The following is a 16,657-nucleotide window of genomic DNA, read 5'->3' on the forward strand; positions in this document are numbered from 1 at the left end:
TTCAGACTACTTCGAACATTTGGTGATTATTTTGATGTAAAAAAAACCCGGAGAATATCTCCGGGTTTGCATACAACCTGAGGTTAAATCAGATTAATCCAGCCATTCCGTGTGGAACACACCTTCTTTATCAGTACGCTTGTAAGTATGTGCGCCGAAGTAGTCACGCTGTGCCTGAATCAGGTTAGCCGGCAGTATCGCAGCACGATAGCTATCATAGTAGGCTACTGCAGCAGAGAAGGTCGGAACCGGGATACCGTTCTGCACAGCGTAGGCAACCACGTCACGCAGCGCCTGCTGGTATTCGTCCGCAATTTTCTTAAAGTACGGTGCCAGCAGCAGGTTGGCGATACCGGCGTTTTCAGCATAGGCATCGGTGATTTTCTGCAGGAACTGCGCACGAATGATGCAGCCCGCGCGGAAGATCTTCGCGATCTCACCATAGTTCAGATCCCAGTTGTTCTCGTCTGATGCCGCACGCAGCTGAGAGAAGCCTTGCGCGTAAGAAACGATTTTCCCCAGGTACAGTGCACGACGCACTTTCTCAACGAACTCCGCTTTATCACCCGCTGGTTTAGCCTGCGGGCCAGACAGCACTTTAGATGCCGCCACGCGCTGCTCTTTCAAGGAAGAGATGTAACGCGCGAAGACAGATTCGGTGATCAGAGACAGTGGTTCACCCAGATCCAGAGAGCTCTGGCTAGTCCATTTACCGGTGCCTTTGTTCGCTGCTTCATCCAGAATCACATCAACCAGGTATTTACCCTCTTCATCTTTCTTCGTGAAGATATCTTTGGTGATGTCAATCAGGTAGCTGTTCAGCTCGCCTTTGTTCCACTCGGTGAAGGTTTCCGCCAGCTCTTCATTGGTGAGGTTCAGGCCGCCTTTCAGCAGAGAGTATGCTTCCGCAATCAGCTGCATATCGCCGTATTCGATGCCGTTGTGCACCATTTTCACATAGTGACCTGCACCGTCCGCACCGATATAGGTTACGCAAGGCTCACCATCTTCAGCCACGGCTGCGATTTTGGTCAGGATAGGTGCAACCAGTTCGTATGCATCTTTCTGGCCGCCAGGCATGATAGATGGGCCTTTCAGCGCGCCCTCTTCACCACCGGAAACACCGGTGCCGATGAAGTTGAAGCCTTCAGCAGAAAGTTCACGATTACGACGGATGGTGTCCTGGAAGAAGGTGTTACCGCCATCAATGATGATGTCGCCTTTTTCGAGGTAAGGCTTCAGAGAGTCGATAGCAGCATCGGTACCTGCACCTGCTTTCACCATTAACAGGATACGACGAGGCGTTTCCAGAGACTCAACGAACTCTTTCACCGTATAGAAAGGAACCAGTTTCTTGCCTGGGTTCTCGGCAATCACTTCTTCGGTCTTATCACGGGAACGGTTGAAAACGGAAACGGTATAGCCACGGCTTTCGATGTTGAGCGCCAGATTGCGCCCCATAACAGCCATACCGACAACACCGATTTGTTGTTTGGACATTACGTACTCCTGTCAGGTGTGGATACGCCAGCGGATTCTTCCCGGCGATACAAAGTGTAAACATGTTAACTTAAAATTTATTGCGATGAACAGTAGCCATGTAAACTTCTTGTCCCATCTGTTTAACCTTAAGTGCACATTTCGGAAAACATTTCAGACCAAAAAATGTTACGCAGCGAGGCATACTGAATTACCATCTGAAGTAATTGCAATTTACACGTTCTCCGATCGCCTTTAATTTCAACAGACTTTTAAAACATGTTTACGAAACATGTACATAACGCTTTTCAGATGCCATAGAAAATGTTTGCTAAACAATGTTCTATTATCATTTTGACTAAAATGTACTACTTTTAATTCAGGAAGATAGACTAATTTATAACCTGCATTTTTTGCTCTGATACAAATGTCGATATCTTCACAGTACATAAAAAATTGCTCATCGAAACCATTGATTTGATTAAAAACCGAGCATTTCATCCCTAAAAAAGAACCGGCGCACCAGTCAACAACCTGATGAGTGTTAATATCAGAGCGATCTATTATACTTTTATTATAACCCAGAAAATACGAAGTAAAGAAGTTAACTAATTTGGGAAAATGTCTGACTGAGGGATCTCGTACAGTCAAATTCTGATCTTTGTAGAGATCAGCTGTAAAGAGATCATATTTATGGCATGCAAGTATTCCACTTAATTGTTTAAGCGTGTCAGCATCGACCAATACGTCTGGATTGAGAAATAAGAAATAATCTTCCTGAAAATTAACGCAATAATCTTCAATTATCTTTGCAACAGCATGATTGTTATTGCGTGAAAACCCCGAACGCTCAAGAGATGGAATATAACAAATCTTTTCGCTCGCGCAAAACTCTCGCAATCCAAGGCTATTTACATTATCTTTTATGTATATTCTAAATAGAGAGCTCGCATCAAACTGAGAATCATTAATTTTATTAATTAATGACTTGATATAATCATCATGAAAATGACTTACTACTATTATGTGTATCATAATAATTTTCTGACTGCATCTGACATTGCACGGAAATATACCTTCAGGTATTCAATGTTTTTACTTTTAAAAAGTAAAATCATTTGATGCACAAAAGAAAAAACAATTTCCCGAATAGCTAATAGCTTTGGAATGTGAGGCATTTTTAACATAAATACACCATTCCTGACTCGATAATAACGGCGCCATGCAGAGTGAACAGGAATAACAAACCCCAACATTTCAATATGAGCATCACCTATTTCATGCTGCATAATGACATTTGGAGTAATAAAGATTTTAAAACCACGGCTAATAACTCTTAAACACCATTCAGTATCAACATAATCAATGAAAAGTGAATCGTCCATAAGGTTGTCTAACAATAAAACCTTATTATCGACAAGACATCCTGAGGCAATAATGCATGACACTTCAACAGGTTTAGATGATGTTATATCGGGAATGATTTTAGTGCGTAAGCCATGCCTGGACATTCTAATTACAGGATATATTTTTTTATAGCGGCTATCCTGCAGTGTTGGTCCAAGAGCAGCAATATTGTAACTCTGCTTAAGAGATACAAAATCTTCGACCATTTTGCTGACAAAATCTTCAGCTATACTGCTATCTTGATCAAAGAATAATGTAAAATCTCCGCCAAGAGTAAGACCATGGCGGATACCTTTGTTTTGAGCAGCGGCAATACCGATATTATCAGAAAGGGACAAAAGCTCAACGTTAGAGCAGGAAGTCTGAAGCCTGGAAATATCCTCAATATTGTCACTACCATTGTCGACGATAATAGTTCGATAGGATTGTGTCTCTAACTGAGAGACAAGTGACGATAGATTGGTTGTTACAGGATTAAAGGTTACAACAATTGCTATAACCTTATGTGGCTGAGAATTATCCCTGCTTGTCATCAGTGCAACCATTTGCCATGATTTGCTCAATTTTATTACTATTACCCCAGATAGCTGGAGAGTCATAGGCACGAGCTGGGAATACATTATAAACTGGTTTAATTTTGAGTCTATGCTGTTCTATAAACTCTTCTACTGCTGTACGTAAACTTTTCGGTTTGCCGCTACTGCAGTTAATCACTCCAGCAACCTCTGTCTGGATAGTCGCTGTCGCGATTTGTTTTGCAAGGCATTCAACGTCGATAAAATCATACAGCATTTCTCCACTGTTAAGTGGGAAAGTTTCTTTACCGGCATCTTCTGCAGCCATTATTTTTGAGAAAATTGAATTACTGTTTCTGTCATCACCAGTTATGTAATACATACGCAGCCATTTTAATGAAATTCCGGCCTTTTCCATTTCATAAGTGCAGATCTGGCGTAAGAAATTTTTCGCGATCCCATAAGGGTTACTAGGATTACAAGCCGTCTTTTCAGTAATCTCCCCAACATGATAACCTATTTCATGCATGGTTCCGGCCACTGAAATATTTTGTACACCTGCGCTAATCAAGGCTTTTAAAAATCGATAGTGGTTCATAACATTAGCGATATGACCCTGATCGTGATGGTTAAAACCAGCACTCCAGGCTAGATGAAGCACAGCATCAAAGTCAGAGAAAACTTCAATGATTTTATCATCACTCGCATCTAAAATATCCATTTCAAGAACTTCCGATGTAATCGTATTTCTTGAACCGGGATATGTTATTGCGACAACATCGTGATGCATTGAAGTCAATGCTTTCACGACATGTTTACCTATGTAACCACCAGCACCAGTAACAGCAATTTTCATAATCAGTTGTTCTTCTTAAATTTTACAAGTTTATAGGCTTTTTTCGTTAAACGATATGGTCCATATAGCGTTTTAGCCACACGAGGATATTTATCCCAAACCGTACGTCTAAACGAACTAAACAGCAGTCTTGAACATCCGCTTAATACAGCAAGGAAATCCGGTTTACCCGATTTAGTTTCGGTAAACAACCTAAGCAAGCTTGAATATTGCCAGTAAACGTCACCATTAGGCAGGGCAGACATAATTTTCTGATGCTTAAATTCTAACTTAGCATAATTCTTTTCTGCTTGAGTTGGTGTCATTACACTATAAACACTAAATCCTTCATTTTTTGCTACATAACTAATAATGCGCTCAAGAACATGCGATAAACTACCATCGACATGCGCTGGCTCAGCATTAAAATCTGTCCATTTCCAATTATGCTCAAATAAAGGACGTAAAGCAGCGGGCCTGAACCAGAACATCGTCCCATATACTGCAACAGGAGTGTCATCATCCAATGGAACAACAACGCCAAGCTTCTTACATAATTCACTTGTTGGCCAATAGTTTGCAAACCAGGCATGGCCCATTGTAGGGAAACCGATGTGAACAAGCGGTGGACAAATTATTCCTATATCATTACGCTTATTCATCAAACCAATAACGTTGGTAATATATTCTGGTGACCCGAGAAGGTTCTCATAGAGATGTTTTTTAAACGAATCAGCACGTGCAAATCCATTCTGCGGGGATTTTTTCGAGTGTAAGCGACAGATATAATCATATTTATCACTGGTACCAATGTCCTTAAATGTGATAAATAATGAGGACATATCACGTCCTCTGTTTTCCTCAACGACGCGAACCTCAACATACTTCCCGATATCTTTCGTTTTTTCTCTTAGTATGGATGCATCTTTTTCGCTTGAGGTTGAAATATACAAATCATATTTATAAGGAATATTTTTTATATAAGAATAAATTTCTTCCCACATATCTGAATAAAATACATGAGCAAGAACAGCAATTTTTGGTTCCGGATTCCCTACGTTGTTATACTCTGGAGAAGGATAATTATCAGGCAAGATCCTTAACTGTTCCAGATTTGTGTAAAGAATGCGTGGTTTTACTGTGCGATTAATATTTTGATTGATAAGACCAATATCGTAATCACTTGTCTTCTCGATGGTCTCCACAGCTCCGCGTAGATCTACACAGTTAATGTCAAGCCACATTGGATCATGGAAAAATAAACGACGTTTAAGAATTGGACATCTATTTTCAATAGTTCGCTTAACGTCAATGAATGTTGGGTAATCTGATGGGTAGTTATCATTGCTTATATAAACAGATGATGTGAAGCCCATTGCCTGGAAATGAGACGTAAAGCGTGATTCATGACTTAAAACAGAATCAGTATAACTATTAATCATTGGCATATCTTGCCAATATTTTTTAAACTCAATGGAGTTTAACATTTTCTTGCGAATTGCAATGAAATGAGATTGTATATGACGAGGCAAGACTCCAGTTCCTGTAAACGGATTTGGAACCATTTCGTTATGTTCGCTAATCCCCCAGAAATCACACGCCCTGCTATCCATTTCATTGAAAAGTTCGGAAAAAGGGAAAATCGGGGCAAAGAAGGTGTAATTGAGTAAAATAACCTCATCGTATTTACTGGCTAATTCATCATAGCCAATAGTTTCCATTCCTTCTTTATAACCCCAAACATCGAAGCCCACATTTTCTCGGCAGAAAACAGTAGCCCCAATCTTTTCAAGCTTTGCCCTTCCTGCGACGGTCATTTTCGAATTCGAAACAACAACAATATCTTCGACAAATTCCTTTAATGCAGTCAGCTTGGTTGGGATATAATCATCAACTTCACCAAATTCGTCATAAAAAAGATAAAAGGCAATCCTGCGCATTAAACATTACCACTCATTTTTTCAAATATTGATTAATAATTTCATCAGGTTTGCCATCAGCAATGATATTGCCATGGTCAACCCAAATAACTCGATTGCAAAGTTCAAGCAAAAGATCCATTTGGTGAGAAACAAACACCATAATATTGGAATCTTCTATCATCGCTTTCATTCTTGCCTGTGCTTTTTTGATAAAATCGGCATCACCGCCAGCGAAAAGTTCATCAAGAATTAGAATATCAGGCTGAGTAGCGGTAGCGATTGAGAACGCCAGCTTCATATACATACCAGTCGAATAATATTTTACCGGCGTGTCTATAAATTGTTCAAGCTCAGAGAAATTAATGATGTCTGGCTCAATTTCTTTCAATCTTTTTAAATTATAACCAAGAATCGTTCCATTGAGGTAAATATTTTCTCTACCACTCAACTCCGGATTAAAACCTGCACCTATCTCAAGTAGTGGTGCTACTTTACCTTTTATATCAATCGTACCACTCGTTGGCGTATAAATTTTGCACAAAATTTTCAATAAAGAGCTCTTACCTGCTCCATTGTGTCCAATAATGCCTAACCTATCACCGTGGTTAATTTCCAAATTAATATTATTTAGAGCTAAAAAGGTATCATTTTTTTTCTGATGAGTTCTGGAGAATAAATCAGCGAACAACTCTTTTAAACTTGAATTTTTATTGTGATGCAGTGCAAACTGCAATCCAACATTTTTAAGAACTATTTCAGAATTCATATTTACAACCTAAATATAACTTTTGCGTCATTGCGTCTAAAATAGATGATACCGAAGATAATACTCAGCAACGAACAAACAGAGCATATTATTAGCGATTGAGTTTCAGGTAAGGTTCCTGAATAAATTGGCGAACGGAAGAGGTCAATATAATATACAAGTGGATTCCATGTAAATATCACATGGAACTTTTCTGGTATAGCAGTTATCGGATAAATGATTGGTGTGGCAAAATATAATGCTTGTAATACAACCCCAATAAGATATTGTACGTCCCTATAATAAACAGTCACAATTGAAAGTATAAACGTGACACCAAGAGAAAACATGACCAAAAGCAGAAATGCAACGGGCAGGAAAAATAGAGCAGACGATATTTTAGCACCCAGTATCAAAGCTATAATAAACAAGCAAGCAGTGCTAAGCAGTGAATCCACCAATGTTGAGATAACTACGGATATTACAAACAATTGTTTTGGTAGATATATTTTTTTAAACAAAGATTCATTCGCCAGTAATGCTCCCCCCCCTGGTTAAGAGAGTTAGAAAAAACTGACCAGGGTATCATCGCGGCAAATAAAAATATAGCGTATTCATTAACCTGAAACTTCATTACCAGCGAAAATACCACTGCGATAATCGCCATATTTAGTAATGGATTCAGTAAGGTCCAGAGAAAACCAAAGAAAGTCCTTCTGTACCTCATAGTAATCTGTTGATGAATTAGTTGTCTTAAAACTTGTCGATACTCAACTATCTCATTAATAAACGAATTCATAATTTTTTACTTTCATCAATTAGAGCACGAACACTTTGTTCAAAGCCTTGTGAAAAACAGGAACGTTTGTAACCAAACTTTTCTATTTTATCGCAATTTAAAACACTATATTTGGGTCTCCTGGCGATGGCTTTATATTCTGCAGTACTAATTGGTTCAACTTTAGATTGTGAAAATGTTATAGCTGCAGCGATTTTATTGGCAAAATCATACCAGCTCATTACAGTATCACCGCTGTAATGATAGAGACCAGGTTGGAGTGTTCCTTCTTTGATTATATCAATAATCAAATTTGCAATATCCGGCGCATATGTAGGCGCGCCAACCTGATCGTATACAACTTTAATATCTTGATTTTTCTCAACCAAATTAAATATGGTTTTTAAAAAATTCTTTCCATATTCACTATATACCCAAGATGTTCTTATTATAATAGCACCAGCATGATTTTTAAGAACCTCCAGTTCCCCCTTGTGTTTTGTACTGCCGTATACGTTAAGTGATTTTACGGTGTCTTTCTCGGTATACGGTTCACTGCTGTTACCATCGAAAACATAATCTGTGGAAACATGGATAAGTTTAGCACCATATTTTGATGATGCCTGAGCGACATATTTAGCGCCTAAATTATTCACGTTTTCAGAAAAATCAACATTAGTTTCAGCATCATCAACGGAAGTGAAAGCAGCAGTATTTATTACGACATCAGGCTTAAAATCAGAAATGACATCATAAACATTGCGTTCGTTAGCAATATCGAGGAATATTTTATCTGCCGCTAGTAAAATCCAGTCTTGCGGGATACGTCTGCTAAGACTTTGTCCTAACTGACCTTGAGCTCCGGTTAGCAGTACTCTCATTTATAAAGATTCGCCAAAGTAAGACCTTTTTTATCCTTTTCAGAAAGTTTTGGATTGGTCACGGGCCATTCAATACCGACCTCTTCATCATTCCAAAGCAAACATCCTTCATGTTCCGGATAATAATAATCAGTACACTTATATTCAAAGTCGGCGGTATCCGTGAGAACGCAAAAACCATGCGCGAGTCCAGGTGGGATCCAAAGTTGATTTTTATTCTCGGCTGAGAGCTCAACACCAACCCATCGGCCATAAGTTTTTGAATCCGGGCGAATATCAACAGCAACATCAAATACTGCACCACTTACAACACGAACTAATTTACCCTGTGGATTATTTTTTTGAAAATGTAGACCACGAAGGACATCTTTAGTTGAACGCGAATGGTTATCCTGCACGAAGTCGAGATCTATATTGAGCATTTCTTGATAACGTTTCTTCTCAAAGGTTTCCAGGAAAAAACCACGTTCATCCCCAAAAACTCTTGGCTCAATAATTTTCACGTCGTGTATAATTGTATCAATGACTTTCACGAAACTGCCCCTTCATAAGAAATTATTTATAACACTTGATTGTTGCGTTTATACACAATCCCTGCAGATGTTTTCTTTCCTTAGTGAATTCAATTTTGGCAGGTTTCATATGTATTTCTTTCAATTCTAATATCAATATATATATTGATAAAACATATCGAAAATGCCAAACAATATATCTCCCTGTGTAAATTAAACGATAACTTTAACAGCAGGGAGGCAAATATTATTTATTCGCTAATTAATACTTTGAGATAACGGCCATATTCAGTTTTAGCAAGCTTTTTAGCTTGTTCCTCAACCTGGTCCTTGCTCATCCATCCATTACGATATGAAATTTCCTCAAGGCAAGCCACTTTCATCCCCTGACGTTTTTCAATGGTATGAATAAATTGGGAAGCCTCGACCAGGCTGTCGTGAGTACCCGTATCCAGCCATGCAAAACCACGCCCCAGCAATTCAACCTGCAATTTCCCCTGCTCGAGATACATCTGGTTAAGGGTCGTAATTTCAAGTTCACCACGGGCGGAAGGTTTAACCTGTTTAGCCATTTCGACTACATGCTTATCGTAGAAATAGAGACCGGTCACCGCCCAGTTTGATTTTGGTCTTAACGGTTTCTCTTCGATGGACAGCGCTTTGTAGTTCTCATCGAATTCAACCACGCCAAACCGCTCAGGATCCTGCACCTGATAACCAAAGACCATTGCTCCGCTGGTCATTTGTGAAGCCGCTTCCAGTTTTTTACCAAAGCTCTGACCAAAGTAAATATTATCACCCAGCACCAGAGCACAAGGTTCATTATTGATAAACTCTTCACCAATAATAAATGCCTGCGCCAGGCCATCCGGGGATGGCTGAACCGCGTAAGATAAGCTAATCCCAAATTGCGAGCCATCGCCTAACAGACGTTTGAACGAAGGCATATCTTCCGGGGTAGTAATGACCAAAATCTCACGGATACCTGCCAGCATCAGTACAGAAATTGGGTAGAAAATCATTGGCTTATCATAAACAGGAAGCAACTGTTTAGATACACCTTGCGTAATCGGATAGAGACGGGTTCCGGAACCACCAGCAAGTACAATACCTTTCATCATATTTTCCTTTATTATTCCGCCAGTCCCAGACGTTCGCCCGCATAGGAGCCATCCATTACCCGCTTCCACCAGCTTTCGTTGCTCAAATACCACTCAACCGTTTTACGGATACCTGACTCGAAGGTTTCCTGAGGCACCCATCCCAGATCGTTTTTAATTTTGCTGGCATCAATGGCGTAGCGCAGGTCGTGTCCCGGACGGTCGGTTACATAGGTAATAAGATCGGCGAAGTGAGTAATGCCTGCAGGCTTATCGGCAATAATTTCATCCAGAATGGTGCAAATTGTCTTCACGACTTCAATATTTTTACGCTCATTGTGACCACCGATATTGTAGGTTTCGCCCACAGTACCTTCAGTTACCACTTTGTATAACGCGCATGCATGATCTTCGACAAACAGCCAGTCGCGAATCTGCTCACCGTTCCCGTACACAGGAAGCGGTTTACCTGCCAGAGCGTTCAGGATAATAAGCGGAATCAGTTTTTCCGGGAAGTGGTATGGACCGTAGTTATTCGAACAGTTCGTCACCAGCGTCGGAAGACCGTAGGTACGACGCCACGCGCGCACTAAATGATCGCTGGATGCTTTAGAAGAGGAGTAAGGACTACTTGGCGAATATGGCGTGGTCTCGGTGAACAGCGGAAGATCGCTACCGGCAGGTACTTCATCAGGATGCGGCAAGTCGCCATACACTTCATCGGTGGAGATGTGATGGAAACGAAACGCCGATTTGCGGCCGTCGTCCAGTTGAGACCAATACTGACGCGAAGCCTCCAGCAATACATAGGTACCGATAATGTTGGTTTCGATAAAGGCTGCAGGGCCTGTGATTGAACGGTCTACATGGCTCTCGGCGGCAAGATGCATTACAACATCAGGTTGATGCTCAGCGAAAATGCGCGACATAGCACTGCCGTCACAGATGTCAGCCCGTTCAAAGGCATAACGGGGATCATTTTCGATTTCTGACAGAGATTCCAGGTTCCCCGCGTAGGTTAATTTATCTACGTTAACGACAGAATCCTGAGTGTTATTAATAATATGACGAACTACTGCAGATCCAATAAAACCTGCACCACCAGTAACAAGTATTTTCACGAGACTATTCCGTATTGCATCGCCATGTTAAATCGCGAACATTATTTTTGAGTGGTTACCTTGCAACGCGCCAAATTTTAAACACGCTACCGCCCCTGGCTCTCCAGCTACCAGTGCACTGAAAACAATAAAAATGTTAGCTACTATGCAATGAGAACCAGTGCCTGTTGTTATCAAATAGGCACAGAATGCTAATCTGATATTCTCCACTTAAATAGGTTTGAAGACAAGGGAAAATCTCAGACTAAACCATCATGTCAACACTCAGCAAAAAGTGCCTTAGACATTGATTCTATTACAATAAAAAAGGTAGCAAGAGTAATTACAGAAGCTGGAACAGCCTCCTCGTACTCGTTGCTACCCGATTCATTTGTTAAGGATTTGACTTACTGTTCCAGAAGTTTCTCAATTCTCTTGCGGAACTTCGCCCCTTCCTTCAGGTTACGCAGTCCATAGTTCACGAACGCCTGCATATAGCCCATCTTCTTACCGCAGTCATAGCTCTCACCAGTCATCAGCATCGCATCGACAGACTGCTTCTTCGCCAGCTCAGCAATCGCGTCGGTGAGCTGAATACGGTCCCAGGCACCTGGTTCAGTTTTTTCCAGCTCGGCCCAGATATCGGCATTCAGAACATAACGGCCCACCGCCATTAGGTCAGAATCCAGCGTCTGCGGCTGATCCGGTTTTTCGATGAACTCAACGATGCGGCTAACCTGCCCTTCCGTCTCCAGCGCTTCTTTGGTCTGAATTACGGAATACTCGGAGAGATCGCCTTTCATGCGCTTCGCCAGCACCTGGCTACGGCCCGTTTCGTTGAAACGTGCCACCATTGCCGCCAGGTTGTAGCGCAGCGGATCGGCAGACGCGTTATCAATAATGATATCCGGCAGCACAACGATGAAGGGGTTGTCACCCACAACCGGACGGGCACAAAGAATAGAGTGTCCCAGACCCAGCGGCTGCGCCTGACGCACGTTCATGATGGTCACGCCCGGCGGACAAATAGACTGCACTTCCGCCAGCAGTTGACGCTTAACGCGCTGCTCAAGCAACGCTTCGAGTTCGTAAGAGGTGTCGAAGTGGTTTTCTACCGCATTCTTGGACGAGTGCGTAACCAGGACGATTTCTTTGATCCCTGCAGCAACAATCTCGTCGACAATGTACTGAATCATTGGCTTATCGACGATCGGCAGCATCTCTTTAGGAATGGCTTTTGTGGCTGGCAGCATATGCATGCCCAGGCCTGCTACCGGAATGACTGCTTTCAAATTAATCATTATTTCTTCCACCTTAAAATGGTTGACGAATTATAGCTCTTAAACCTGTTTTCGCCAGCATGATTTGCCGTAACCCTTAAGCAATGTTACGCCTTAGCATCACATATTTCTGTAGTTGTAATCTGATTCGATCGCGCTTTTATGCCAGGAATAGTCTCAAAACAGATTATTGTCGATTATCTGTGCGGAAGCGCAAAGTTCAGCCTTTCCACATTCACCACCTGCTGGTCGACCCGGTCAATATCCACCGAGCTTTGCCCCTTCTCATTAACGGCTTTTATGTTCGCCAGCGACAGCAGCGTCTCGTCTTTCGCCATGAATTTTCCTCGCACATCCTTGCGCAGGTCGAAGTTAATCTTCAGGGCGGGCCCCACGGCAGCTTCCTGCATCACATTGATGTTGCGTAAAAAAAGATGCTGCGGCTTGTTGTGCAGTTCCAGCGTAGCACGCTGCATTTCCACGTTGGTAATCGCCACAAACGAGGTCGCATTACCGGATGAAATCTGTATTCCGCGCAATTTATACGCAAGCTGGCGGTTATCGAGGTGAATATTATTGAGCTTAAAGTTCTGCGGGATGGACAAATAATCGCCTTTTATAACCCCATAGCCGATTAACATTCCCGCACTGTTGACCATATCGACATTATCAATAATGAAATTATCACAGCCATAAATGGCCACCGTGGCGTTGTCTATTCCTGCCTTTTTACTGAAGTCAGGGGTGATATTTTTGGCCTTAATATTGCGGATAACAAAGTGTTTCCCGTTTTCCACGTGCACCAGCTGGCGACAGTTGCTGCCGGTGATGTTGGCCACCACGAAGTTCTTAACGGTTTGCTTTTCCGGGTAGTCGTTGTCGTAGGTGCTGCCGGCGAGGCCAATGCCGATGCCCCAGTTGATCTTGCCGTTGGTGCAGTTGATGTTATCGATGACATGGTCGGAAATCAGGATATTGCGATCGTTGATAGCGACGTTCCATTCGATCGCATCGCCCTGCAGATGGCTAAATTTGCTGTTGGTGATGCGAGCGCCGTCCACCTGGTTGTGGAAACCCTGGCGCAGGATAGCGTAGTTGGCCTGACTCACGCTGATGTTATCAATTAGCAAATTGCGCATCACGCTGGGTTTCTTACCGCCGATGTAGATCTGCGTTACAGGGCCAAAACCGCTCATGGCCAGCCCTTTAATTACGCAGTCGGAGCCACGTACATCGAGAGTGATATTCTCTGTCCGTCCCTCGCCTTCCCCTATCACTTTGCTGCCTTCCTGCAGAACAAAGCGGCCGCGGCCATTGCCGGTTAACGCCCCGCGGATCAGCAGCGTTTTACCGTCGGGAATGAAAATACCCGTGTTGATGTTTTCACAGGTCAGCCCGGCAGGGACAACGACCGTGTCCCCGTCATTAAACGCCTGCTTAAAGGCCGCGATCCAGTCGTTGTTATTGTACTGTTTAACAGAGACCGTTCTTCCACTCGCCGCCTGCGCAATGCGGGACGACAGCAGCGGCGTGGCCGCCAGAACGGACAGAGACGAGACAAAGGTGCGTCGGGTAATCTTTTTCAGCATACATCCTCGGCATTACAACGTTTGCAGCAGGCTGGCTAACTGACGGTTAATCACCTGCTGGTTAAAATCGGCTTCAACTTTTTGTCGGGCATTGTGCAGCACGGGCTCCAGCGCCTGCTGGTCGATGTCGCTGAAAGCAGCTAACCGATCGGCGAGCGCCATGGCGTTATTCTCGGGCACCAGCCAGCCGGAATAGTCAGACTTAATCAGCTCCGGGATCCCGCTATGCAGGGTCGAGACCACCGGTATACCCACGGCCATTGCCTCCATCAGCGCCACCGGAATGCCTTCCATATCGCCATCGGCCCCCGTTACGGAAGGCAACAAGAACACATCTGCCTCATCAAGCATGGCCTTGACCTCGTGGCTCGGCTTGAAGCCCGGCATCTCTACGACATCTTCCAGCTGATACTGTTCGATAAGCGTGCGCAGACGACGCTCCCACGGCCCAATCCCGAGAATGCGGTAGTGGAAATCCACCCCACGCGCTTTCAGCTGGCGGCAGGCTTCAATCGCCACATGCAGCCCTTTCTTCTCGGTAAGGCGCGCGACGGAGATGATCTGCAGCGGTTTACCCGGCACTTTCACCGGACGGCGGGTAAAGCGCGTTAAATCCACGCCCATGCGCGACACGGCAATTTTCTCTCCCGGGCAGCCCATGTTTTTCAGGCGTCCGGCCCACAGTTCGCTGATCGGCAACATCATGTCGCCACGCCGGAAAAGCTGCTGGTATTCCGGCGTGTAGTGGTTCAGCACTTCGCGGCTGGAGATGTCGATACCGTGGAAAATGGTCGCAATTTTACCGTCAATTACGCCCAGTTCGCGCAGCTTCGCGGCGGTGACGCCTGCCGGGCCAAAGTGGGCGATAAACACGTCGGCACGATACGGCTGCGCCGTTTGCCCGCAGATGGCAGACAGGATCAGATTGCGTGATTCTGATCCATAGCGGGAGACATTCAGCGCCCGCCACGTCGACGCGCGATGGATCCCACGTAAGGTCTGACTGGCGCGGTGGCGCAACTTACTCAGCTTCCCGGACGGCTCATCCTGCAGCCAGCGGGTTTTTGCCTCCAGCCCATACTGGGTATACGCCGCATGGGTATTTTGGGTATCGCCCTTTTGCAGGGCGATAATCTCCACGTCATATCCCATATCGATAAACGCGGTGATTTGGTTCAGAACAAACGTTTCGGACGACAGTGGAAATTTCAGTAAGAAGAAACCAACCTTCATTTCCCCTCCCGTACGCGATCGAGTACCGATTTCACCATCCCAATGCCCTTCTCGCGCTCGGCTTTCACCGCCATCGCCAGACGTTCATTGATAGCAGGCAGTTGGCCAAGCGTGTCCCCCACCATGGCGCCGAGCGATCCATCCAGCAGATGACGAATATCCACCGCCATTTCCGGCATACCGAGCTGCTGCATAATCCCGGCGGACTTGTGCTCATAGTTAATGGCAATGGCTGGCGTGCCAAAGTTCATAGAGATAATGGCCGAGTGCAGACGGGTGCCCACCGTCAGGTCGCAGGCGGAGAGCAGCTTGCCCATCTCCAGGTCGTTCAGTTCATCCATCACCACGTGATAACGTGACGGGTCATTGACCAGGTTGCGCAGGTTCAGCGCCACCATGCGGTCATCTTTGTTGTAGCTGTCGATGCCGGTACAGGTGGACAGCGCCAGCACCTGGTACCCGCTGTCCAGCACGCGGTTCACCACGTCGGCGAACGCTTGCTCATACGCCGCCTGCGTCGTGCCTAAACGTTTATCGAAGGGCGCCAGCTCGCGCAGGGTAATCGCGACGGTTTTCTGTTTCGCCGCCACGTCGAGCCAGTGCTGCACCGCGTAGCTCGGCTGGAAGCTGTCGTCCTGGTGATCCACCAGCCAGGCGGTATCCACGCCGTGCTCAACTTTTGACGTGTCAATCTCGCTGCGCTTCATCATCTCAAGGCTGACCGACTCGCGCAGGATCAGCGCGTCGCAGTGGCCGAAGACATAGTTTGCGAGCTGGTTAAACTGCGGATCCTGGAAAGGCCCCACGCTGTGGCCAATCATAAATAGCGGCTTTTTCGCCATGAACGTGCAGAGCGCATGCTCAAACTGCGGCACGCCGTAGAGATCGACGAAGAATGAACCGCCGACCTGGATAATGGCGTCATAGCCGGACAGCAGACGAACAAAGTCAGTGAAGCCCTGCGCGATGGCGATGTTGCGCAGCTTGCCGGTATCGGTCACCCGGGAAAGCAGCACCTGATGCTGGTAGCGACGACGCAGCACTTTTTTCACGCGGCCCATCACGCCCGCGGCGTTGTTGTGCTGTTTCATCTGGCTGTAAAGCGGGTCGCCCATCACCGGGCGGTTCAGTAACCAGGATGAGCTGACCGGATAACGGCTCATCACGTCCACTTCGGTCTCAGGCTTAAGGGTGTTAATCGCATCCAGTAAACCGCGCAGGATGGCGCTGTCGCCACGGTTGCCGCAGGTATGGTTGCCAAGAATTAATAATTTCATAATG

At 44.6% G+C, this 16,657-nt stretch carries 15 protein-coding genes; all 15 read right to left on the reverse strand.

What is annotated here, in order from left to right:
* Positions 1–93 precede the first annotated feature (93 nt).
* Complete coding sequence (gene gndA / locus ACMGGQ_RS13260; RefSeq protein WP_420290147.1) at positions 94–1,500, reverse strand: NADP-dependent phosphogluconate dehydrogenase; 1,407 nt, start codon at positions 1,498–1,500, stop codon at positions 94–96.
* A 240-nt stretch (positions 1,501–1,740) separates the two neighbouring features.
* Positions 1,741–2,514, reverse strand: coding sequence for a glycosyltransferase family 2 protein (locus ACMGGQ_RS13265; RefSeq protein ID WP_420290148.1), 774 nt, complete (start codon positions 2,512–2,514; stop codon positions 1,741–1,743).
* Positions 2,511–3,419: a glycosyltransferase family 2 protein gene (locus ACMGGQ_RS13270; protein ID WP_045908609.1), complete on the reverse strand. Its 909-nt coding sequence runs from the start codon at positions 3,417–3,419 to the stop codon at positions 2,511–2,513. The genes ACMGGQ_RS13265 and ACMGGQ_RS13270 overlap by 4 nt, the downstream gene beginning before the upstream one ends.
* Complete coding sequence (locus ACMGGQ_RS13275) at positions 3,403–4,257, reverse strand: NAD-dependent epimerase/dehydratase family protein (RefSeq protein WP_045908610.1); 855 nt, start codon at positions 4,255–4,257, stop codon at positions 3,403–3,405. Before ACMGGQ_RS13275 ends, ACMGGQ_RS13270 begins: the two co-directional genes overlap by 17 nt.
* Before the next feature lie 2 nt (positions 4,258–4,259).
* A complete protein-coding gene (locus tag ACMGGQ_RS13280) occupies positions 4,260–6,176 on the reverse strand; it encodes a rhamnan synthesis F family protein (protein ID WP_420290149.1) in 1,917 nt (638 codons plus the stop codon).
* 13 nt (positions 6,177–6,189) lie between these two features.
* Positions 6,190–6,924, reverse strand: coding sequence for an ABC transporter ATP-binding protein (locus ACMGGQ_RS13285; RefSeq protein WP_045908612.1), 735 nt, complete (start codon positions 6,922–6,924; stop codon positions 6,190–6,192).
* 2 nt (positions 6,925–6,926) lie between these two features.
* Entirely contained in the window at positions 6,927–7,424 is a 498-nt protein-coding gene (locus tag ACMGGQ_RS13290; RefSeq protein WP_420290150.1) for an ABC transporter permease, read from the reverse strand.
* Between the two features lie 274 nt (positions 7,425–7,698).
* Positions 7,699–8,562 (reverse strand): dTDP-4-dehydrorhamnose reductase, encoded by an 864-nt coding sequence (gene rfbD, locus ACMGGQ_RS13295; protein WP_420290151.1) that lies wholly within the window; start codon positions 8,560–8,562, stop codon positions 7,699–7,701.
* A complete protein-coding gene (gene rfbC / locus ACMGGQ_RS13300) occupies positions 8,559–9,095 on the reverse strand; it encodes a dTDP-4-dehydrorhamnose 3,5-epimerase (protein WP_039266714.1) in 537 nt (178 codons plus the stop codon). The genes rfbD and rfbC overlap by 4 nt, the downstream gene beginning before the upstream one ends.
* Positions 9,096–9,325: 230 nt before the next feature.
* A complete protein-coding gene (gene rfbA, locus ACMGGQ_RS13305) occupies positions 9,326–10,192 on the reverse strand; it encodes a glucose-1-phosphate thymidylyltransferase RfbA (RefSeq protein WP_420290569.1) in 867 nt (288 codons plus the stop codon).
* A 14-nt stretch (positions 10,193–10,206) separates the two neighbouring features.
* A complete protein-coding gene (rfbB, locus tag ACMGGQ_RS13310; protein ID WP_420290152.1) occupies positions 10,207–11,295 on the reverse strand; it encodes a dTDP-glucose 4,6-dehydratase in 1,089 nt (362 codons plus the stop codon).
* Between the two features lie 386 nt (positions 11,296–11,681).
* A complete protein-coding gene (gene galF / locus ACMGGQ_RS13315) occupies positions 11,682–12,575 on the reverse strand; it encodes a GalU regulator GalF (protein WP_039266717.1) in 894 nt (297 codons plus the stop codon).
* Positions 12,576–12,751: 176 nt separating this feature from the next.
* Positions 12,752–14,143, reverse strand: coding sequence for a colanic acid biosynthesis protein WcaM (gene wcaM / locus ACMGGQ_RS13320; protein ID WP_048030840.1), 1,392 nt, complete (start codon positions 14,141–14,143; stop codon positions 12,752–12,754).
* A gap of 12 nt (positions 14,144–14,155) precedes the next feature.
* A complete protein-coding gene (gene wcaL, locus ACMGGQ_RS13325) occupies positions 14,156–15,376 on the reverse strand; it encodes a colanic acid biosynthesis glycosyltransferase WcaL (protein ID WP_048030841.1) in 1,221 nt (406 codons plus the stop codon).
* Positions 15,373–16,653: a colanic acid biosynthesis pyruvyl transferase WcaK gene (gene wcaK, locus ACMGGQ_RS13330; RefSeq protein WP_235403186.1), complete on the reverse strand. Its 1,281-nt coding sequence runs from the start codon at positions 16,651–16,653 to the stop codon at positions 15,373–15,375. Before wcaK ends, wcaL begins: the two co-directional genes overlap by 4 nt.
* Positions 16,654–16,657 lie beyond the last annotated feature (4 nt).

The sequence above is a fragment of the Enterobacter sp. BNK-13 genome (assembly GCF_048685015.1).
In the GTDB taxonomy this organism is placed as follows: Bacteria; Pseudomonadota; Gammaproteobacteria; order Enterobacterales; family Enterobacteriaceae; genus Enterobacter; species Enterobacter quasiroggenkampii.